At 64.2% G+C, this 21,222-nt stretch carries 15 protein-coding genes; 7 read left to right on the forward strand and 8 right to left on the reverse strand.

From position 1 onward, the window contains the following. Positions 1-96 precede the first annotated feature (96 nt). A complete protein-coding gene (gene pap, locus ACN8M7_RS11920) occupies positions 97-1,584 on the reverse strand; it encodes a polyphosphate:AMP phosphotransferase (RefSeq protein WP_061237761.1) in 1,488 nt (495 codons plus the stop codon). 145 nt (positions 1,585-1,729) lie between these two features. Here pap and mnmC point away from each other — a divergent pair, with 145 nt between their 5' ends. Further along, on the forward strand, positions 1,730-3,691 hold the full coding sequence (gene mnmC / locus ACN8M7_RS11925) for a bifunctional tRNA (5-methylaminomethyl-2-thiouridine)(34)-methyltransferase MnmC2/FAD-dependent 5-carboxymethylaminomethyl-2-thiouridine(34) oxidoreductase MnmC1 (RefSeq protein ID WP_490260900.1): 1,962 nt from the start codon (positions 1,730-1,732) through the stop codon (positions 3,689-3,691). A 37-nt stretch (positions 3,692-3,728) separates the two neighbouring features. On the opposite strand, the gene ACN8M7_RS11930 is transcribed toward mnmC, so the two are convergent. Further along, entirely contained in the window at positions 3,729-4,622 is an 894-nt protein-coding gene (locus tag ACN8M7_RS11930) for a DMT family transporter (protein WP_490260901.1), read from the reverse strand. A 149-nt stretch (positions 4,623-4,771) separates the two neighbouring features. Here ACN8M7_RS11930 and ACN8M7_RS11935 point away from each other — a divergent pair, with 149 nt between their 5' ends. Further along, entirely contained in the window at positions 4,772-6,688 is a 1,917-nt protein-coding gene (locus tag ACN8M7_RS11935) for a UvrD-helicase domain-containing protein (protein WP_490260902.1), read from the forward strand. A gap of 354 nt (positions 6,689-7,042) precedes the next feature. Here the strand turns inward: ACN8M7_RS11935 and ACN8M7_RS11940 are convergent, their stop codons facing one another. The 4 genes from ACN8M7_RS11940 to bglX form a co-directional block, all read right to left on the reverse strand. Further along, positions 7,043-7,576, reverse strand: coding sequence for a cytochrome b (locus ACN8M7_RS11940; protein WP_490260903.1), 534 nt, complete (start codon positions 7,574-7,576; stop codon positions 7,043-7,045). 194 nt (positions 7,577-7,770) lie between these two features. Continuing rightward, positions 7,771-10,311, reverse strand: a complete 2,541-nt coding sequence (gene mdoH, locus ACN8M7_RS11945; protein WP_490260904.1) for a glucans biosynthesis glucosyltransferase MdoH — start codon at positions 10,309-10,311, stop codon at positions 7,771-7,773. Then, entirely contained in the window at positions 10,304-11,839 is a 1,536-nt protein-coding gene (locus ACN8M7_RS11950) for a glucan biosynthesis protein G (protein ID WP_490261019.1), read from the reverse strand. Before ACN8M7_RS11950 ends, mdoH begins: the two co-directional genes overlap by 8 nt. Positions 11,840-12,098: 259 nt before the next feature. Then, a complete protein-coding gene (gene bglX, locus ACN8M7_RS11955) occupies positions 12,099-14,393 on the reverse strand; it encodes a beta-glucosidase BglX (protein ID WP_490260905.1) in 2,295 nt (764 codons plus the stop codon). 216 nt (positions 14,394-14,609) lie between these two features. On the opposite strand from bglX, the gene ACN8M7_RS11960 reads away from it, so the two are divergent. Both ACN8M7_RS11960 and ACN8M7_RS11965 read left to right on the forward strand, forming a co-directional pair. Continuing rightward, complete coding sequence (locus ACN8M7_RS11960) at positions 14,610-15,485, forward strand: helix-turn-helix domain-containing protein (protein WP_490260906.1); 876 nt, start codon at positions 14,610-14,612, stop codon at positions 15,483-15,485. Positions 15,486-15,625: 140 nt separating this feature from the next. After that, a complete protein-coding gene (locus tag ACN8M7_RS11965) occupies positions 15,626-18,256 on the forward strand; it encodes a DEAD/DEAH box helicase (protein ID WP_490260907.1) in 2,631 nt (876 codons plus the stop codon). Positions 18,257-18,354: 98 nt separating this feature from the next. On the opposite strand, the gene ACN8M7_RS11970 is transcribed toward ACN8M7_RS11965, so the two are convergent. Continuing rightward, entirely contained in the window at positions 18,355-18,849 is a 495-nt protein-coding gene (locus ACN8M7_RS11970; RefSeq protein WP_061237751.1) for a phosphate-starvation-inducible protein PsiE, read from the reverse strand. 227 nt (positions 18,850-19,076) lie between these two features. Between ACN8M7_RS11970 and ACN8M7_RS11975 the strand changes: the two genes are divergently transcribed. Then, positions 19,077-20,051 carry an MBL fold metallo-hydrolase gene (locus ACN8M7_RS11975; protein ID WP_490260908.1) on the forward strand — a complete coding sequence of 325 codons (975 nt, stop codon included), beginning with the start codon at positions 19,077-19,079 and terminating at the stop codon, positions 20,049-20,051. 108 nt (positions 20,052-20,159) lie between these two features. Beyond that, entirely contained in the window at positions 20,160-20,423 is a 264-nt protein-coding gene (locus tag ACN8M7_RS11980) for a YebG family protein (protein WP_037003310.1), read from the forward strand. A 41-nt stretch (positions 20,424-20,464) separates the two neighbouring features. Here ACN8M7_RS11980 and ACN8M7_RS11985 read toward each other — a convergent pair whose 3' ends face one another. After that, positions 20,465-20,707: a hypothetical protein gene (locus ACN8M7_RS11985; RefSeq protein WP_061237749.1), complete on the reverse strand. Its 243-nt coding sequence runs from the start codon at positions 20,705-20,707 to the stop codon at positions 20,465-20,467. Positions 20,708-20,788: 81 nt separating this feature from the next. Here ACN8M7_RS11985 and ACN8M7_RS11990 point away from each other — a divergent pair, with 81 nt between their 5' ends. Continuing rightward, complete coding sequence (locus ACN8M7_RS11990) at positions 20,789-21,193, forward strand: DUF488 domain-containing protein (RefSeq protein WP_490260909.1); 405 nt, start codon at positions 20,789-20,791, stop codon at positions 21,191-21,193. Positions 21,194-21,222 lie beyond the last annotated feature (29 nt).

A 21,222-nucleotide genomic window follows, 5' to 3' on the forward strand; every position in this document is an offset into this window, starting at 1 on the left:
CGTCCGTAGGAGCGGCTTCAGCCGCGATCAAAGCAGAACCCGTTGCAACCTGTGGGAGCGGCTGGGCGGCATTCCGCTTCAGCCGCGATTAACGCTTCAATCCCTGGCGAACGCCGCCTCGATGGCCTCGTTGATGGTGCGCAACACCTTGACCCGGGCGAAGCGCTTGTCGTTGGCCTCGATCAGCGTCCAGGGCGCGATCTCGGTGCTGGTGCGGTCGACCATGTCGCCCACCGCATCGGCGTAGTCATCCCACTTGTCGCGGTTGCGCCAGTCCTCTTCGGTGATCTTGAAGCGCTTGAACGGGATCTGCTCGCGCTCCTTGAAACGCTCCAGCTGAGTCTGCTGGTCAATGGCCAGCCAGAACTTCACCAGGATCACCCCGGCGTTGGTCAGCTCTTCCTCGAAGTCGTTGATCTCGCCATAGGCGCGGAGCCAGTCGGCCTGGCTGCAGAAGCCCTCGACCCGCTCCACCAGCACACGGCCGTACCAGCTGCGGTCGAAGATGGTGAAGTGCCCGCGCGCCGGGATATGTCGCCAGAAGCGCCACAGATAGGGCTGGGCGCGTTCCTCCTCGGTCGGCGCCGCCACTGGCACGATGCGGTACTGACGCGGATCCAGCGCGCCGGTGACCCGGCGGATGGCGCCGCCCTTGCCGGCGGCATCGTTGCCTTCGAACGCCGCGATCAGCGCGTGCTTGCGCATGCGCTTGTCACGCATCAGACCGGACAGGCGCGCCTGCTCGGTGGCCAGTTGCTCCTTGTAGTCGTCCTTGTCCAGGGTCTGGGTCATGTCCAGGCTGGCCAGCAGGCCGCGATTGTCCAGGCTCGAGACCAGTGGCGCCGAATGTGGCTGCAGCTTCGACCGCTGCGGATTGGCCAGCGCCGCCTGCAGACCTTCGAGCAGGATGCGCCCGACGGTGAGGCTGCGGTAGTAGTGATCGACGCCCTCGACCACGTACCAGGGCGCGTAGTCGCGACTGGTGCGGCGCAGGATGCGCTCGCCGTGGCGCACGAACTTGTCGTAGGTCTTCGATTGCTGCCAGTCCAGCGGGCTGATGCGCCAGCTGTGCAGCGGGTCTTCCTTGAGCGCCTCCAGGCGCGCCTTCATGTGCTTCTTGGACAGGTGAAACCAGAACTTGAAGATCAACGCGCCCTCGTCGCAGAGCATGCGTTCCAGGCGTTCGGCGCCGTCGATGGACTGGTCCAGCACCGCGTCCTTGAACTCACCATGCACCCGGCCCTGCAGCATCTGGCTGTACCAGTTGCCGAAGAACACGCCCATGCGCCCTTTCGGCGGCAACTGTCGCCAGTAGCGCCAGGCCGGCGGCCGCGCCAGCTCTTCATCGGTCTGTATATCGAAGGTGCTGACCTGGATCAGCCGCGGATCCATCCACTCGTTGAGCAGCTTCACCGTCTCGCCCTTGCCGGCGCCCTCGACGCCGTTGATCAGCACGATCACCGGAAAGCGTGCCTGCTGCTTGAGCTCGTACTGCGCCTCCAGCAACGCCTCGCGTAGCGCCGGTTCCTCGGCCTCGAACGTGGCCTTGTCGATGGTGCGGCCGATTTCGGCGGATTCGAACATGCAGTGACCTCCCTGGAATGATCGCTAGAGCGTAACGGATCAGCTGCGACTTTGCCCTAGGGACACGCCATGCCGATTGACCTGCGCCGGGTAAACGGCGTGCGCAGCGGTTAGAATCGCCGCCTGCTCTGCCCGGAACTCCGTCATGCCCGATCTGCACAATGCCCAGCTCGACTGGGACGAACACGGCCAGCCACTGTCGCGCAGCTATGGCGACGTGTACTTCTCCCGCGCCAACGGCCTGGAGGAAACCCGTCACGTGTTCCTCGCCCACAACCACATCATCGAGCGCTGCCAGGCCCTGCCAGCGGGCGGACGACTGGTGATCGGCGAAACCGGTTTCGGCACCGGGCTCAACTTTCTCTGCGCCTGGCAGGCCTTCGCCGAGCACGCCCCGAGTGACGCGCGACTGCACTTCGTCAGCGTGGAGAAATTCCCCCTGACTCAGGCCGATCTGCAGCGCGCCCTGGCCCTGTGGCCGGAGCTCGCGCCTTACACCGAGCAACTGCTGGCGCAGTACCGCGCCATGCATCCCGGCTTCCAGCGCCTGCTGCTCGACGGCGGCCGCGTGGTGCTGACGCTGATGATCGGCGATGTGCTCGACTGCCTGCCGCAGCTCGATGCCAAGGTCGACGCCTGGTTTCTCGATGGCTTCGCCCCGTCGAAGAACCCGGAAATGTGGACGGACGCCCTGTTCGCCGAGCTGGCGCGGCTGTCGGCGCCAGGCGCCACCCTGGCCACCTTCACCAGTGCCGGTTTCGTTCGTCGCGGACTGATTGCCGCAGGCTTTGCCGTGGTACGGGTCAAGGGCTTCGGCCACAAGCGCGAGATGCTCGCCGGCCCGTTCCAGGCGCAGCAGGTGCAGCGCCCGGCGCCCTGGTTCGCCCGCCCGGTATTGCCGCCTGGCGAACGCCATGCCGTCGTAATCGGCGCCGGCCTGGCCGGTTGCGCCAGCGCCGCCAGCCTGGCCGCACGCGGCTGGCGAGTGACCCTGCTGGAGCGTCACGACGACATCGCCCGCGAGGCATCGGGCAACCCGCAAGGCGTGCTCTACCTGAAACTCTCGGCCCACGGCACCGCACTGTCGCGGCTGATCGTCGCCGGCTTCGGCCATACCCGTCGCCTGCTCGAATGCCTGCAACGTGGCCAGGACTGGGATGCCTGCGGTGTGCTGCAACTGGCCTTCGATACCAAGGAAGCCGAGCGCCAGAGCAAGCTGGCCGCTGCCTTCCCCAATGATCTGCTGCATACGCTGACAAAGGGTGAGGCCGAGGATCGCGCCGGCATCGGCCTGGCGGCCGGCGGCCTGTTCTACCCGGATGCCGGCTGGGTGCATCCACCGGCGCTGTGCCGGCAACTGCTGCAACACCCGTTGATCGAGCTGCGGCCCTATCAGGAGGCGCTGAGCCTGAGCCGGCAGAATGATCGCTGGTGCGTCGAAGGAGAGCGCGGCGTGCTGGCAGATGCGCCCGTGCTGGTGCTGGCCTGCGCCGCCGAGATCGGCTGCCTGCTGCCGGAGGCGAACCTGCCGCTCAAGCGCATTCGCGGGCAGATCAGCCGCCTGCCGGCCAGCGAAGCGAGCCGTGGTCTGCGCATCGTGGTCTGCGCCGAAGGTTACGTCGCCCCCGTACGGGATGAGGAGCACACCCTGGGCGCCAGCTTCGACTTCCACAGCGATGATCTGACGCCGAGCGTGGCCGAGCATGCCGGCAATCTGGAACTGCTGCGGGAGATTTCCACGGATCTAGCCGAACGCCTGCACGCACAAACGCTGGATCCCGCTACGCTGCAAGGCCGCGCCGCCTTTCGCTGCACCAGCCCCGACTACCTGCCATTGGTAGGCCCGTTGGCCGAGCAGCAAGCCTTCAACGAAGCCTATGCCGTGCTGGCCAAGGACGCCCGCCAGGTGCCAGAAACCCCCTGCCCCTGGCTGAATGGTCTGTACATCAACAGCGGCCACGGCTCACGCGGTTTGATCACCGCGCCACTGTCAGGCGAACTGATCGCCGCCTGGCTGGATGAAGAACCGCTGCCAGTGCCGCGTGACGTAGCCGAAGCCAGCCACCCCAATCGCTTTATGCTGCGCACGCTGATTCGCGGGAGTTGATCGACGGTGCGCCGTACGCACCGAACCGACCCAGCCATCAAGCCCTGGCCTCAGTAAGCACCGGCTTGGGCTTGCGAAACACCAGCACGTTGCCCAGCATCACCAGCCCCAGGCCGAGCAGTGCCGGGGCCGTCCACTGATAGCCCTCGGCGAACACCGAGATGTTCAGCGCCACCACCGGGAACAGCACCGTGCAGTAGGCCGCACGCTCCGGGCCCATGCGCCCGACCAGGGTCAGGTAGGCGGTGAAGCCGATCACCGAGCCGGGAATCGCCAGGTACAGCAGCGAACCGACATAGCGCGCATTCCACTCGAAGGCGAACGGCGTGCCACTGACCAGGCAGATACCCACCAGCACCAGCGCACCATAGAGCATGCCCCAGGCGTTGGTGGTCAACGGCTTGAGCCCGGCCTTCTGCTGCAGGCTGGAGAGCATGTTGCCGGCCGAGAAGAACAACGTGCCACACAGCGCCAGACCGATGCCCAGCAGGCTTTCACGGCTGGCCTCGTGGTCGGCCAGTTCCGGCCAGAACAGCAGGCCCAGACCGCCCAGCCCCAGTGCGCCACCGAGCAGCACATTGGCGGCAATGCGCTGCTTGAAGAACAGCCGCGCATTGATCGCATTCCACAGGGTGGCCGTGGAGAAGATCACCGCGATCAGGCCACTGGGGATCCACTGGCTGGCGGTGTAAAAACACAGGAAGTTGAGGCAGAACAGACACAGCCCCTGTATCAGGCAGATGCCCTGGCCACGGCGATCCAGCGGCTGCAGGCGGCCGCTGAACCAGAGCATGGCGAACAGCACCAGTGAGGCCAGCGCGAAGCGATAGGCGATGGAGGCGGCGACGGCCACCTCGCCCATTTGCAGTTTGATGGCGATCCAGGTGGTGCCCCAGATCAGTACGGTAAGCAGGTAAAGCGACAGGTTCATCGGCTATCTCCCAAGACTGATCACAGTCTGGAACCCGCGCACATCTCGCGCTTGCACAAAGTTGCGCATTTATCGAAGCGCCACCGTTGCCTGCCATCGCGCCCCAGGGCTTATCATTCCGGCTTTGCCAGCCAGGTCATCATCACCGCATGCTTTCTGCCGTCGCGCGCTACAAACAACTGCTGTCCAGCACCCTCGCCCGTTACTTCCCCCGCACCACCGCCTACCTGCGCGCCGAGCGCGAAGCCGCGCAGCCGCGCAAAACCGCACGCAAGCAGAGCAAGAAGAAATCCACCGGCAGCAAGAAAACGACCGCCAGCAAATCGGCCAAGAGCAAACCTGGCCCTGCTGGTATCTACCCCGCGACCCGACTGAAGATCGAAGACGCCCAGGTGCAGGCCATGCGCGAACGCGTGGCCCAGGCGGTGAGCGCCGGTCTGATCGGTGCACCGTCGGACGAACAGTGGGCGATGATCCTCTGCCGCGCCCCGCTGGCGCGCATCTTCGCCGGCGCCGGCTCGGGCAAGTCGAGCACTCTGGTGCTGCGCGTGGTGTTCCTGCTCTGTCACCTGGACGTCGACCCAAAGCGGCTGACGGTGATCTCCTTTACCAACGCCTCGTGCAGCGAGCTGCGCGAACGCCTGCAACACCTGCTGGGCTTCTGGCACTACCCGCACGATGCGCGCCAGTGCGTACGCACCTTCCACGCTGCGATGGCCGCACTGGCCAAGGAGCGCCTGGGCAACCCGCGCTGGTTCGAACAACTGGACGACCCCAGCGACGAGCCGGACAACCCGCTCGCTGGCGCTCGCCTGCGCCCCGCGCAACAACGCCTGCTCAAGCAGGCCTACCAGAACGCCTACGCTGCCGATGCGCGCTTTCGCGCCCTGACTCACCGCCTGCTTGGCTCGCCGGCCCCGGAAGAGCCGCCAAAGGGCAAACCCAGGGCGCCGCTGGATGCCTGCAAGCTGCCCGGCGAGTTCACTGCCCTGCCATTGTTCGAGTTGCTGCACGGGCAGATCGATTTCGCCGAGAGCTTGGGCATTCGCCTCGACCGCCTGGACGTGAAATCCCTCGGCTGCGCGCCCCGCGAGCGCGACTTCATCGAGACCATGCAGCGCTTCCAGGAGCATTTCACCGCCCTGCTGCACAGTCAGGGCCTGGTCAGCTTCAACGGTGCCTTCGCGCAACTGAGCGAGCGCCTGCAAAGTGCCGATGCTGGCAAACCCGGGCCTGCCCTGCTCGCCCTGAGCCACCTGCTGATCGACGAGTTTCAGGACATCTCGCCACAGATCGTGCTCTGGCAGCAGGCCGTGCATCGCCGCCTGCACGCTGCGGGTGAGCGCATCAGCCTGATGGCCATCGGCGATGACTGGCAGTCGATCTACGGCTGGCGCGGTAGCTCGCCGGAACTGTTCATCGATTTCGACCGGCACTTCCCCTGCCGTGGACGCGGCAAGAGCGCCACCCTGCTGCTGAGCACCAATTACCGCAGCATCGAAGCGGTGATCCGCGATGGCGAGAAGGTGCTGGCCGAGGTGCACAGCAAGCAGGCCAAGACCTGCGTCGCGGCCAAGGCCATGCAACCGGGCGACCATGGCGTCAAGCTAGTCCAGCGCTTCGACCTGGCCAGCGGCCTGCCGGCGCTGCTCAAGGAAATCACCGCGCAGTGCCAGCACGTCAGCCAGCGCCCCAATGCCGACCGCACCGCCGTGCTGCTGCTCAGCCGGCGTAACGAGCCGCTGCAGCAGGTGCGCGCACAGCTCGACAAACAACTGCCGGTCAGAACCATGACCATCCACCGCGCCAAGGGCCTGCAGGCCGAGGTGGCAATCATCCTCGACGACTGCCTGCCCGTGGACAAACACCCGCTGCGCAATGCGCTCTACGCCCAGTGCGGCTTCTTCGCCGGCAACTACGACCAGGCCATGCAGGACGAAGCCCGGCGCCTGGCCTACGTAGCCATCACCCGCGGCGTGAGCCGGGTGCTGTGGTACACGCGCAAGGCTCAGGGCGCCACGCAATGCTTGGCAGCGAGCCGGCCAATCGCGCAAGCTTCAGGCTGATCGGTACTTCAGGCGCTCCCATGGACAAGCGGCTGGCTCTGCTGCCCTTCATCGGCAAGAACGCGTAAGCACTTTTCTGCAGGCAACAGAAAATCGTCGGGAACGATTTTTGACGTCGCTTGCGACGGCCCGAAGGGTTGCCGCCAGGAATGGCAGGCAACAAAAAACCCGCCTAAGCGGGTTTCTTCCCAACCATCCGACATCCTGTCGGTGGCCATTCATGGCCTGGTCATCTTCCTTGATCCTCAGCGTTCCATCGCTGCAGGGGATGTGTGTAGATTAATGACTGGCCGGTCTCGGCAAAAGCGGCGCTTACCGCCACGGCGTGTAAGACATTCGCTATAGCTGGCTGAATCACCGACCGATAATGCGCGCCATCACGTCCTCGCCGCCCTGACGGCGATGGACGAAAGCCATGGCCGCATGGCCGATCACCATGAACAGCAGCAGCCAGCCGAGATTGCCATGCAACAGGCTGGCCGGGGCGATCATCCACTCGATCTTGCCATCGCTGAAACCGGGCATGACGGTCATGCCGAAAGCGATGAACTCACGACCCGAGCCGTACTGGCGCAACAGTGCGATAAAGGGAATCACGAACAGCAAACCATACAACGCCAGATGGCCTATGCGCGCGAGCGAGCTTACTGGCGCAGGTCGGCGGCCGCTGTTGTACAGCGCCCAGAGCAGGCGCACCACCACCAGCACCATGAGCACCAGCCCCGTGGCCTTGTGCGTCCCCCAGAAAAACTTATCCAGAGCGCTGTCTTCCATCAGGGTATGCGCCAGTACGGTCAAAAATTGCCAACCCAGCAAAACGGCCATCCCCCAGTGCAGCCAACGCGTAACTGCGCCATAGCGCTGCGCGCAATCATGCAGATTCGACATGGTGGTTCCTCTCCAATGTCATGAACGAAACGGTAATCGGGCCAGACGGCAGAAAGCCGCTATCCGTGGGAAAGACCCGATCCAGACGCAATGGTGCAGCCCGGCAGAGCGCCGGAGGACATGCAAATGTTAGCGGGTATGTCACAAAGGCATCACCGCCCGCTGCAACCCGAGGCTGCAGCGGACAGTGATGATCAGGCATCGCGCAGGGCGTCGCGCCAGGCATGGTATTGCGCTTCCTGCCAGATACGCGCATGCAGCCGCGCCATGCCGTCAGGATCGTTGAGCAGACGCCAGCGAGTCGCCTCGACCTTGCCTTGCGGCCCGGCGTCGAGGATTTCATCGATACGCTCATCGCGCAGCGCTTCGGCCGCCGGCACCACCTTGGCGTGGCGAGCACGGGCCATGGCGCAGACCAGGGCGTTGTAAAGCGGATCGACCACCGCCCGCAAAAAGCCCTTGCTCAGTGCGCGCGAGCTGTTCAGCTGCTCGTACTCGGCAGTGTTGCTCAGCTCCACCGGCACCTTGTGCTCCTCGGGAATCAGGAACAGCTTGCTGCGCCGCGCGGCCAAGCCCGGTGCGGTGCGACTGGTCAGTACCGAGACCGCCGGCGACAGCACCAGCGATACCACGATAGGCGCCAGCCACCAGAGGAAGTCCGGGTTGAGCCAGGCGACCAGTGCGGTCCAGCTGATACCGATCAAGACCTGGGTGCCATGACGGCGAAACGCTTCGCTCCAGGGGGTGGAATCATCCACGCGCTGCGGCGAGTTCCACTGCACCGACCAACCGAGGAAGGCGGCGGTGACGAACAGGCTGTGGAACAGCATGCGCACCGGCGCCAACAGCACCGAGCAGGACGCCTCCAGGAGCATCGACAACAGCACGCGCGTGCGGCCACCGTAGGCTTCGGCGCCCTTGATCCAGATCAGCAACACACTGAGCAGCTTGGGCAGGAACAGCAGTGTCATGGTCGCCGAGAACAGCGCCACCGCTTCTTGCGGCTGCCAGCGCGGCCACAAGGGGTAGAGCTGGTTGGGCTGCAGGAAGTACTCCGGCACCATCAGCGTGTGGATCGCCAGCAGGCAGGTCGACAACACTAGGAACAGCAGCCACAGCGGCGCGGACAGGTATGACATGACGCCTGTGAGGAACACCACACGGTGCACCGCATGCATCCCGCGCACCAGGAACAGGCGGAAGTTCATCAGGTTGCCGTGACACCAGCGGCGGTCGCGCTTGAGCTCGTCGAGCAGGTTCGGCGGCAGCTCTTCGTAACTGCCGGGCAGGTCGTAGGCGATCCATACGCCCCAGCCGGCACGGCGCATCAGCGCGGCTTCGACGAAGTCATGGGAGAGGATCGCGCCGGCGAACGAGCCCGTTCCGGGCAACGGCGCCAGGGCGCAGTGCTCGATGAAGGGTTTGACCCGAATGATCGCGTTATGCCCCCAGTAGTGCGACTCCCCCAGCTGCCAGAAGTTGAGGCCGGCGGTGAACAGCGGCCCGTACACGCTGGTGGCGAACTGTTGCAGACGCGCATAGAGGGTATCCATGCCGGACGCCTTGGGCGCGGTCTGGATGATGCCGGCACCCGGGTTGGCTTCCATCAGGCGCACCAGGCGAGTCAGGCATTCGCCACTCATCACGCTGTCGGCATCGAGCACCACCATGTAGCGGTAGTTGCTGCCCCAGCGCCGGCAGAAGTCGTCGATGTTGCCGCTCTTGCGCTTCACCCGACGCCGACGGCGACGGTAGAAGATATGGCCGAAGCCTTCTACCTCACGGCACAGCTCCATCCAGGCCTGCTGTTCGGCCACGCAGATGTCCGGGTCGTTGCTGTCGCTGAGCACGAAGAAATCGAAGTGTTCGAGCTGGCCGGTGGCCTTGAGCGATTCGAAAGTCGCGCGCAGGCCGGCGAATACACGCGGCACGTGCTCGTTGGCAATCGGCATGACCAGCGCGGTACGCGCACGCGGCGAAATCGGCTCGTCCCCACAGCTGCTGGCGGAAATGCTGTAACGATCACGCCCCTTGAGCAGCTGGAAGAAGCCCATCAGCGCCGTCCAGAAGCCCATCGACACCCAGCAGAACAGCAGGGCGAAAAGCGCCAGGATGCTGGTCTGCACCACATATGGCAGGATCTGCCGCGCCGACTCCTGCCAGGGCTGCTCGAACACCAGGCCCAGATCGACCAGCGACCAGCCCTGGTAGGGCAGCACCGACTTCATGTACCAGGTGGCGACCACGGTCTGCGAGATCATCAAGATAAGCAGCGCAGTGCGGCGCACCGCGGCAACGTGACGCCAGCGCTCCTCGGCGAAGTCCTCGCTCTCGCGCGTACGCGGTCGCGGGGCCGGCTTCTCGCCCTTCAGACGGCGCCAGCCGCGTTGCAGGATGTTGGTCTGCCAGGGCTCGGGCACCATGCGCGTACGGGTGATCGGCGGCGTCGAGTCGATAGTCGGACGCCCCTGATGATCCGGCACGATCCGGCAACCGCGCTCGAATGCATCCGGCCACCCCAGGGCCAGCCGAGCGGGTACCGATTCGAGCATCTCACGGGTTTCTTCCTGGGGCTCGGCAGCCGCCTGGTCGTCCTCGTGCAGGGCACGGTGCAGGGTCGCGAGATCCCCACCCTCCTCTTCCAGGCGATTGGCCAAGGCCTGCTGCCGCTCCTGATCGAGCGGCAGTTCACCCAGATATTCCTGGATCTGTGTGGTGTCTAGGGTGTTATTCATGGGAAGGCAGCTGATAGCTCCAGGTTTCCGACAATGGCTTGCCATCCTCGACCAGCGCGGCACGCATCTCCACCGGCTGCGCCGGGTCCTTGACCTTGATCCGCAAGGTCATACGCCAGCCCTTGCTCACCGGGTTGTAACGCAGAGTGTCTTCCAGCAACTCGGCGTTGCCATCGACGCTGACCTGCACACCAGGCGCCGCATCGGGAGAACGCTTGGCCAGTTCCTCGCCAACGAAGTCGACCACCAACGCAGTACTGCCATCGGCCTGACGGATCAGGTTGGCCTGCTTGATGTCACCCTCGGACAGACGGGTCTGGCTGACCATGGCCAGTTCTGAATCATGCAGCTTGGCATCATCACGGCTGAAGTGAAGGCGATACGCGATATCCAGCGACTCACCCTGAGCCGGAAGCTGGTCCGGGCGCCACAGAGCGACGATGTTGTCGTTGGTTTCATCCGGCGTGGGAATCTCCACCAGCTCGACATGACCGGCGCCCCAATCACCGACGGTTTCCACCCAACCGCTCGGGCGCAGCTCGTAGCGATCGTCGAGGTCCTGGTACTGCGCGAAATCGCGACCACGCTGCATCAGACCGAAACCACGCGGATTGTCGATGCGGTAGCTGCTGACGTTGAGGCGCTGCGGGTTGTTCAGCGGGCGCCAGATCCATTCACCGTTGCCGGCATGGATGGCCAGGCCATCGGAGTCGTGCAGTTGCGGACGGTAGTTGGGACGCGGCCAGGGCTGGTTGGCGCCGAACAGGTACATGCTGGTCAGCGGTGCGATACCGAGCTTCTCGATGTTATCGCGCAGGTACACCTTCGATTGCACGTCGAGCACGCTGTCGCGGCCCGGCTTGATTTCCATGCGATAGGCACCGGTGGCACGCGGCGACTCGAGCAGCGCGTAGATCACCAGGCTGCGGCGATCCGGTTGCGGCTTCTCGATCCAGAACTCGCTGAAGCGCGGAAACTCCTCGCCGGACGGCAGCGCGGTATCGATGGCCAGACCGCGGGCGGACAAACCGAATACCTGCCCCTTGCCGACGATGCGGAAGTAGCTGGCACCGAGCACGCTCATCACTTCGTCGTGCGTGCCTTTGGCGTTGATTTCGTTGATCACCTTGAAGCCGGCGAAACCGAGATCCTTGAGATCCTCCGGCTTCAGGTCGAGGTCGCCGAAGTCGAACATCGACGGGTCGTACTTGATTTCGTGCGTGCCCTCGGCGGTCACTTCGTTGATCTTCACTGGCAGATCGAAATGCATGCCCTGATGGAAGAAGTACAGCTGGAACGGCGTCTTGCCGTCGCGCCAGTAGGCCTTGTCCTCGAGGAAGCGCACCTTCTGATAGCCGGCGAACGGCAGGTCACGCAGGGATGCCGGCAGATTGCTCTGCGGTGCACTGTACTTCTCGGCTGCCAGGGCCTTGGCCTTGACCGCCACATCATCCAGATCGAATGCCCAGCTCTGGGCAGCGAACAGCAGGGGGAGCACACAGAGGGCCAGCTTGCCGGCCTTGCCCATACGGGCTCCAGAACAACGACTCATCGACACAAAGCCTCCAGGGCAACACGTACTGACAGGCAGCGGCCAGCCCAAGGGCGGCCGCTGCAGGGAGTTGAAAACGGGCGAATGGTATAAAGACAGCGCGAGCACGATGCAGACAGCCAACCGAACGGTGACGTCTCCGCATGCGCGGATTCTTTCTGCGCATTATTACCAGATCGTGAAGTCCGGCACAGGTGCTTGAGCGAGTATATTTTCGCCTCCTAGGGCCACGCCCTCACTGGCGTGGCAACAATTCGAAACGCGCCTCCTGCACGCTCTCCGAATCCAACCCCAGTTGGACACGGAAGGCACCTGGCTCGCTGACATGCTGCAGGCTGGCGTTGTAGAAACGCAGCATGGTTTCGTCGATCTCGAAACTCAGCTCGCGCGCCTCACCTGCCTCAAGCTTGACCCTGCGAAAATCCTTGAGTTCCTTCACCGGACGGATCACGGAAGCCGCCTCGTCATGCAGATAGAGCTGCACGACGGTCGCCCCTGCCCGTGTCCCGGCGTTCTTAAGCGTGACACTGACGCGGATCTTCTCGTTCGGTGCCATGCGCTCGGCCGATAGCTTCGGTGCCGACAGCTGGAACTCGCTGTAGCTCAAACCATAGCCGAATGGATACAGCGGGCCATTGGGCTCCTCGAAATACTGCGAGGTGTAGTTGCCCGGCGTGCCCGGTGTGTAGGGACGGCCCAGACGCAGATGATTGTAGTAGGTGGGAATCTGCCCGACCGAGCGCGGGAAGGTGATCGGCAGCTTGCCGGAAGGGTTGTGCTCGCCGAACAGCACATCGGCGATGGCATGGCCGCCCTCGAGGCCGCTGTACCAGGTCTCCAGCATCGCATCGGCGTTTTCCTTCTCCCAGCTCAGCGCCAGCGGCCGGCCATTCATCAGCACCAGTACCAGCGGCTTGCCGGTGGCCTTGAGCGCGCGCAGCAGGGCCTGCTGGCTGTCCGGCAGATCCAGGCGGGTACGGCTGGACGACTCGTGGGACATCCCCCGCGCCTCGCCCACCGCCGCCACGATGACGTCTGCCTGGGCGGCGACGCGCACGGCCTCCTCCAGCATCTGCTGCGGCGTGCGCTTGTCCAGCACGACCTCCGGGCGGTCCCAGTTGAGCTGGTTGAGGTAATTGATCACATGGGCATCGTCGGTGACGTTGGCACCCACGGCGTAGAGCAGCGTGCCCTGCCCTGCGAGCGCCGCTTCCATGCCCTTGCGCAGGGTCACGGCCTGGTCGGCCACGCCAACTGCCGACCAGCTGCCGAGCATGTCCACCGGTGAATCCGCCAGTGGGCCGATCAAGGCGACGGTGGTCTTCTTGCTCAATGGCAGGGTGTCGCCATGGTTTTCCAGCAGTACCAGGGAGTCACGCGCCATGGCCCGTGCATCGCCACGGTGCAGACGGTTTTCGGCGTTCACGTCAACCGGATCGTCCTCGGCGCGGCCGATGCGGCGGAACGGGTCATGGAACAGCCCGAGGTCGTACTTGGTGTTGAGCACATGGGTAACGGCCTCATCCAGCACGCTCTGTGGCACCTCGCCGCTGCGCACCAGGCCCGGAAGCTCCTGATCGTAAAGGGTGTCGGCCATGCTCATGCCGACGCCTGCGGTGATGGCCAGGCGCGCGGCCTCACGACCATCGGCGGCCACACCATGGCGCAGCAACTCGGTGATCGCCCCGTGGTCGCTCAGCGCCACGCCCTTGAAGCCCCAGTCGCGGCGAAGCAGGTCGCGCAGCAGCCAGGTATTGGCCGACGCCGGCACGCCATTGATCGCGTTCAGCGCCACCATCACTCCACCAGCGCCAGCATCAATGGCGGCGCGATAGGGCGGCAGGTAGTCCTGATACATGCGCATCGGGCTCATGTCGACCACGTTGTAGTCGCGGCCACCCTCGACGGCGCCGTAAAGGGCGAAGTGCTTGACGCTGGCCATGATGCGCTGCGGATCACTGGGTGTTTTGCCCTGGTAACCGTGCACCATGGCGGCGGCGATGCGCGAGACCAGATAGGGATCTTCGCCGAACCCTTCGGAGGTGCGGCCCCAACGTGGATCGCGGGAAATGTCGACGGTCGGCGCGAAGGTCATATCCAGGCCATCGGCACTGGCCTCGAAGGCGGCGACCCGAGCGCTGTTTTCGATGGCCGGGATGTCCCAGCTCGAGGCCAAGCCCAGGCCGATGGGGAACGTGGTGCGATGGCCGTGAATGATGTCGTAGGCGAAGAACACCGGAATACCCAGGCGGCTACGCAGTGCGGCCTCCTGCATCGGGCGGTTTTCCGGGCGCACCACCGAGTTGAAGGTCGCTCCGATGCGCCCGGCGGCCATTTCCTCACGGATGCGCTCGCGCGGCATGTCGCCGCCGATGCTGATCAGGCGCAACTGGCCGACCTTTTCTTCCAGGGTCATGCGGCTGACCAGGTCGGCGATGAAGGCCGACTTGTCATCGAGCGAAGGAGCCGCAGCCAGCAGGCCGGGAGTGATCAAGGCAGAGGCGAGAGCGAACTGGCGCAGGTATTTCATCGATAGCGGCATCCGGGATGAAAATCATTGTTTGAGTGGCCGCAACGATACTCCGAGTCCACTCACCGCGCCGCAGGTTGGCGCAAAAATTCCAGGCACCATTGCCAGGCGTTGCAGAACGTACGACCCCTGACTTACACAAACTTGCGCATTTTTTTCGTCACCACTGGTTTTGCCTGGCGGCTGGCGTAGCATGACGGCATCGAGGAGAAGGTGATGGCGCAATTCGAGCATCTGCAGGTTTTCCAGAGCATGAGTCGCTCGGCTAACGCGCGGCTGCATGCCATGGCCGAGCTGGGCAATGGCATGGCTGTGGCGCGCTGGAGCAACGCCCACGATGCACGCGACTACCTTGCCCCCAGCCATCACACGCTGTCCTGCTATCTGGCCGGCGGCACCGGCACCTTCCGGCGCGAGCAACCCGGCAACAAGGGCGCCCCGGACAAGCTGTGCATCCTGCCGGCCGAACATCAGTCAGCCTGGATCATCAACGGCGAAATTCAACTTGCCCATCTTTATATAGAGCAGGAACGCTTCGCCCTCGGCGCCGTGGCCCTGCTCGACCGCGAGCCGCGTAGCCTGCAACTGCAGGAGGCGACCTTTCTCGAGGACGCCGAGCAATCTGCGCGCTTTCGTCAACTCTGCGTCCTCGACTGGCAGGAGCCCGGCGAACGCCTGCTGGCCAGCGGCCTGGCCCATGCCATGCTCGACCATGCGCTGCTGACCCAGGTTGGCCTGCGCCAGGGCCTTCGCCTCAAAGGTGGGCTGGCGCCGTTGCAGCGCAAACGTGTGCGCGACTTCATCGAACAACACCTGGACACGCCGCTGCCACTGAGCCAGTTGGCGGCGCTCTGCGCCCTGTCGGAATATCACTTCGCGCGCATGTTCCAGACCAGCTTCGGCCTGCCGCCGCATCGTTACGTACTGACCCGGCGCCTGGCGCGCGCCTGTCAGATGCTGCGTCAGCCACACCCGGCACTGAGCGAGGTGGCGCTGGCCTGCGGATTCGCCAGCGCCAGCCACTTCAGCAATCGCTTTCGCCAGGCACTGGGCGCCACGCCGAAGCAATACCGGGCAGCTTTCGAGACCTGAGATTGCCCCTGGCCACGACTGCACGTCGGCAATCGCCCCTGCACGCCTGCTAATCCCCACGCGGCTATGCGAAAATCTGCGGCTTTGCATTGCCACGGCCCGTTCATGCGCCCATCTCTCTTGACCACGGGGTTTCGTTGATGCCCCTGGATATCCACCAGCTACGACAGGAAGACTGGCGCTCGGAGTTCGGCGCCGGCGACCTGCGCCGTGGTATCGCCTACGCAGAAGAAAAGCGCAGCAGACTGCTCAGCCTCAAGGACAACAGCCTGCTCGCCAATTGCCGTGGCTCGGGCGGGCAGACCTATCAGCAACGCATCACCCTGCATCCCTACGGGCGCAAGTGGAGCGTGACCGGACACTGCAACTGCCCGGTCGGCTTCAACTGCAAGCACGTGGTCGCCGCACTGCTCGCCCTGGAAACCCGGCAGCGTGCCGGCAGCGACCTGTCGGACATCATCGTGCCGAACAAGGAACTGGCGGAAAAACGCCTCGAGAACATCGCCCCTACTCCCATCCTCAGCCTTGGCAGCCAGGTGCGCGTGCACTTCGATGCGCGCAAGGGACGCATGCACGAACAGACCCAGCACCGCGCTGCACTGGCCTTCGACTACACCGGACACCGCGTCTTCGGCAAGCCGGCCAAGGACCTGGTCAAACGTCTGGATGAAGCCACCAACCTGCGCCTGATCCGCGACGCGACGGCCGAAGCCACACTGCGCAAACGCCTGGAAGGCCTCGGTCTGCAAGTGGCGTTGCGCCAGAGCGAGGCACTGCCCGCCGAGGCCGGTGAGCCGTTCGAACTGGAACGTGAGCGCGACTGGCTGGATTTCGTCCAGCAGCGCTTGCCGCAATTGCGCGCAGAAGGCTGGCAAATCCAGATGCGCCCGGACTTCCAGTACAACCTGGCCGAAGTCGACGACTGGTTCGCCGAAGTCGAGGAGGACCCGCAGCAGAACTGGTTCGACCTCGAACTGGGCATCGAAGTCGAAGGCCAGCGCCTGAGCCTGCTGCCGATCCTGCTCCAGGCCATTCGCCGCACGCCCTGGCTGCTGGCGCCCGAAGCGCTGGCACAACGCTCGGATGAAGACCGTCTGCTGGTCAACCTGCCGCAAGGCGGCAAACGCATCGCCCTGCCCTTCGCCCGCCTCAAGCCGCTACTGGCGACGCTCGGCGAGCTGTACTTTCGCGACCCGGCCGAAGACCACCTGCCACTGCGCCTCGGACGCGCCGATGCGGCGCGCCTGGCTACTCTGGCCACCGGCCCGGCCCTGAGCTGGCAAGGTGGCGATGAGCTGCGTGGCTTCGCCGAGCGGCTGCAGCATCTTTCCGTCCGTGAAGTCGCTGCGCCCCCTGGATTGAACGCCGAGTTGCGCACCTATCAGCTGGAGGGGCTGAACTGGATGCAGACCCTGGCCGAGCTACGCGTCGGCGGGGTGCTGGCCGATGACATGGGCCTGGGCAAGACCCTGCAGACCCTGGCGCATATCCTCTGCGAGAAACAGGCCGGACGCCTGCGACAGCCTGCGCTGATCGTCATGCCCACCAGCCTGATTCCCAACTGGCAGGACGAAGCCGAACGCTTCACCCCAGAGTTACGCGTACTGGCCCTGCACGGCAGCAAACGCAAGGCGCTGTTCGAGGAGATTGCCGCGCACGACATCATCCTCACCACCTACGCGTTGCTGCCGCGCGATCTCAAGGCGCTCAACCAGCAGCGCTATCGCCTGCTGATCCTCGACGAAGCGCAGAACATCAAGAACCCGCGCAGCAAGGCCGCCACGGCCGCCGCTCAGGTGCAGGCCGACCTGCGTCTGTGCCTGACCGGTACACCACTGGAAAACCACCTGGGCGAGCTGTGGTCACTGTTCCACTTCCTCATGCCCGGCTGGCTGGGCGACGCCAAGGCCTTCACTCGTGACTACCGCACGCCTATCGAGAAGCGCGGCGACGCTCATCGTCTGGCCCATCTGAATGGACGCATCCGCCCCTTCCTGTTGCGCCGCACCAAGGAACAGGTGGCCAGCGAGCTGCCGCCGAAGACCGAGATCACCCAGTGGGTCGAGATGACCCAGCTGCAGCGTGATCGCTATGAGACCCTGCGCCTGGCCATGGACAAGAAGGTGCGCGACGAGATCGCCCGCCAGGGCCTGGCACGCAGCCACATCGTCATTCTCGAAGCCCTGCTGCGCCTACGCCAGAGCTGCTGTGACCTGCGCCTGCTGGGCGAAGACGGCAGCGCCTTGAGCGCCAGCGACTCGGGCAAGCTCAGCGCCCTGCTGGAGATGCTTCAGGAGCTGGTCGACGAAGGCCGCCGCGTGCTGCTGTTCTCCCAGTTCACCTCGATGCTGACGCTGATCGAGGCGGAACTGCAGACACGCAAGATCGCCTACACCAAGCTGACCGGTAGCACCCAGGATCGGCGCACACCGGTCGAGCGCTTCCAGGCCGGGGAATTCCCGGTGTTCCTGATCAGTCTCAAGGCCGGCGGCAGCGGCCTCAACCTGACCGCCGCCGACACCGTGATCCACTTCGACCCCTGGTGGAATCCGGCTGCCGAAGCCCAGGCCAGCGACCGCGCCTATCGCATCGGCCAGGACAAGCCGGTGTTCGTCTACAAGCTGATCGCCCGCGGCAGCGTCGAGGAAAAGATCCAGCAGCTGCAGGACGCCAAGGCCAACCTGGCCAAGGGCGTGCTCGACGGTGGCAGTCAGGGCCAGTGGCAACTGGACGAGGCCGATCTGGCGGCGCTGTTCGCGCCGCTCGGCTGACGCCTCGCCTCGTGGGGTGGATCACGCTTCATCGATCCACCATCACGCACGGGTAGATGAGAACAGCGTCGACTACGCGCCCCGATCCACCCTACATCTCAGTCAGACATATCGTCACGCTCGGATTCCGCATCCGCACGGTTGCGCGCCTTGCTGCGCGGATGCGGGCCAGCCACGGCCGGGAAACGCGACGAGGCATAGCGCACCACCAGAATCGCCAACGCCAGCAGCAGGATCGCCCCCGACACCATCACCACGCCCCAGCTCGGCTTGTGGGTATGGGAAATATCGGAAATCAGCAAGCGGGTCAGCGCGGTGATCGCCACGTAGATCATGAAGCGGATCGGCATGTGGTTGGTCTTGAAATAGATCCCCACCATCGCCGCCAGCTCCAGGTAGATGAACAGCAGCAGGATGTCATCGACCGTGATGTGGCCCTTCTCCAGCATGCCGATGAAGGCCATCACCCCCGCCCAGGCCGTGATCGCCCCGATGGCGAACAAGGCCAGGTAATGGAAAGCCTCCATCAACAAATTGCCCAGCGACTCCGCCAGACCGTGCATGTTTTCGCGCAAGCGCTCAGCCCAATTCATCCTTACAACTCCCCACGAGACCTGGCACAACGCCCCGAATCCCCACATCGGGCATTCGCAAGAAACAATCATGCAGGAAAAAGACCAGTTCGAGGATGCTGCCGCGATGTGACGATTTGGCACGGCCCAGCCGGACGCGACGAGGCTGAAACTGACATCACAGGCTCGCCAAGATGCCCCGACGCGTCGCACACTGCGCCATCGCCACTCTCAATGAAGGATCCCCCATGCGTCTTTTCTCGCTGAGCACCGCATTGTCGTCCGCCATGATCGCTCTGGTCAGCCTGCCGCTGCAGGCCGCCGCACCGGCACAACAGAAGACCCAGGTACCGGGCTACTACCGCATGGCACTCGGTGACTTCGAAGTCACCGCTCTGTATGACGGCTACGTCGACCTGCCTGCCAGCCTGCTCAAGGGCATCGATGACAAGGACCTGCAATCGCTGCTGGCGCGCATGTTCGTGGCGTCCGAGAAAGGCGTTCAGACTGCGGTCAACGCCTACCTGATCAACACCGGCGACAACCTGGTGCTGGTCGATACCGGCGCTGCCCAATGCTTCGGCCCGACGCTCGGCGTGGTGCAGACCAACCTCAAGGCATCCGGCTACCAGCCGGAGCAGGTCGATACCGTGCTGCTCACTCACCTGCATCCAGACCACGCCTGCGGCCTGGTCAATGCCGACGGCAGCCCGGCCTACCCCAATGCGACCGTGGAAGTGCCGCAGGCGGAGGCTGACTTCTGGCTCGACGAGGCGACCATGGCCAAGGCCCCCGAAGGCATGCAGGGCATGTTCAAGATGGCGCAACAGGCAGTCGCACCCTATGCCAAGATGAACAAGCTCAAGCCCTACAAGACAGAAGGCGAATTGTTGCCTGGCGTCAGCCTGGTAGCGAGCCCGGGACACACGCCCGGACATACCTCCTACCTGTTCAAATCGGGTGAACAGAGCCTGCTGGTATGGGGCGACATCCTGCACAACCACGCCGTGCAGTTCGCCAAGCCTGACGTGGTCATCGAGTTCGATGTCGACAGCGACAAGGCCAGGCAATCACGCCAACGCATCCTGGCCGAAGCGGCCAAGGACAAGCTGTGGGTCGCCGGCGCGCACCTGCCCTTCCCCGGCCTGGGCCACGTACGCAAGGAAGCCCAAGGCTACGCCTGGGTACCCGCCGAGTTCAGCCCGATCCGCAGCGACCGCTGAATTCTCGACACTCGCTGCTGGCCAAACGGCAGCGAGTTCTTTATGCTTCGAGCACTGTATAAATAAACAGTTACCAACAGACACGCATGAAGGCAGATGAGGTGATGAATGGCCGTCGAAGTGGTGTATCGCAGCAGTCGCGATCCGGAGCGCTTGTTCATGGATAAGGCCGAAGCCGATCGTTACGACAAGATGCTGGAACTGGCAGAGCGCCTGAGCGAGGTGCTGCACAAGGCGGTTCCATCCTTGAACGAGGAACAGGGCGAGGAACTGGGAATCTTTATGGCCAAGAACCGCGACATCTTCGCCAAGGCCTTCAAGAGCCAGCCGGATGCGCTGGACGAACTCGAGATCGAAGCTGCCAGCGAATGATCGAGGGTCGAAGCCCCTCGTTCACGCAAGGGGCTTAGGCGCTATGCATCGCCGCGGGGATATTGCCCCGCCGCCTGCTCCAGCCAGGCCGGCAACTCCTTGCGCCTGACGCCCTGCGCTCGCGCACGGGCCAATTGCTCGAGCATGTACTGACGCTTGTGCTCATTGCCATCGGCAAGGGACAGCGCCAGGTCGCGATCACTCCACTGGCGAATGCGACGAAACAGCCACCAGTGAAAGTACAGCCCCGCTGCCGTGGTGACGACGATAATGAAATAGTCCATGGTGAATCCTCCTTTCACCACGCTAATCGAGCCTGCAGACGCCGCCAAGTGCGGCATTGCCGCAGGCAGTCAGGCAAGCCCATGATCCAGTGCAAGCGTGTTTATCTCGATGCACAAACCAGCGATGGCCAACGCGTGCTGGTCGACCGCTTGTGGCCTCGCGGTCTCTCCAGGGAGGCCCTGGTGCTCGATGAGTGGCTAGCCGACGTCGCCCCCAGCAACGCATTGCGCAAATCCTTCGCCCACCGCGCCGAGGCCTTCGATGATTTTCGCACCGCCTACCGCCGTGAACTGAGCGCCCACCCCGAGCACTGGCAGCGCCTGCTGCACTGGGCAGCGAGGGGCACGCTGACGCTGCTCTATGCGGCGCGCGACGAAGCGCATAACAACGCCCGGGTGCTGGCGGAGTTCCTCGAAGATGAACTGCAGCGTCATGACTCGCCCAGTTCACCGGTTTGCTATCAGGGCGAATTCGACGCTCATTGACCGTACGGCAGCGGCAGGCTAGCCTCCAG

This window comes from Pseudomonas spartinae, from assembly GCF_965197125.1.
Classification (GTDB): domain Bacteria; phylum Pseudomonadota; class Gammaproteobacteria; order Pseudomonadales; family Pseudomonadaceae; genus Aquipseudomonas; species Aquipseudomonas composti_A.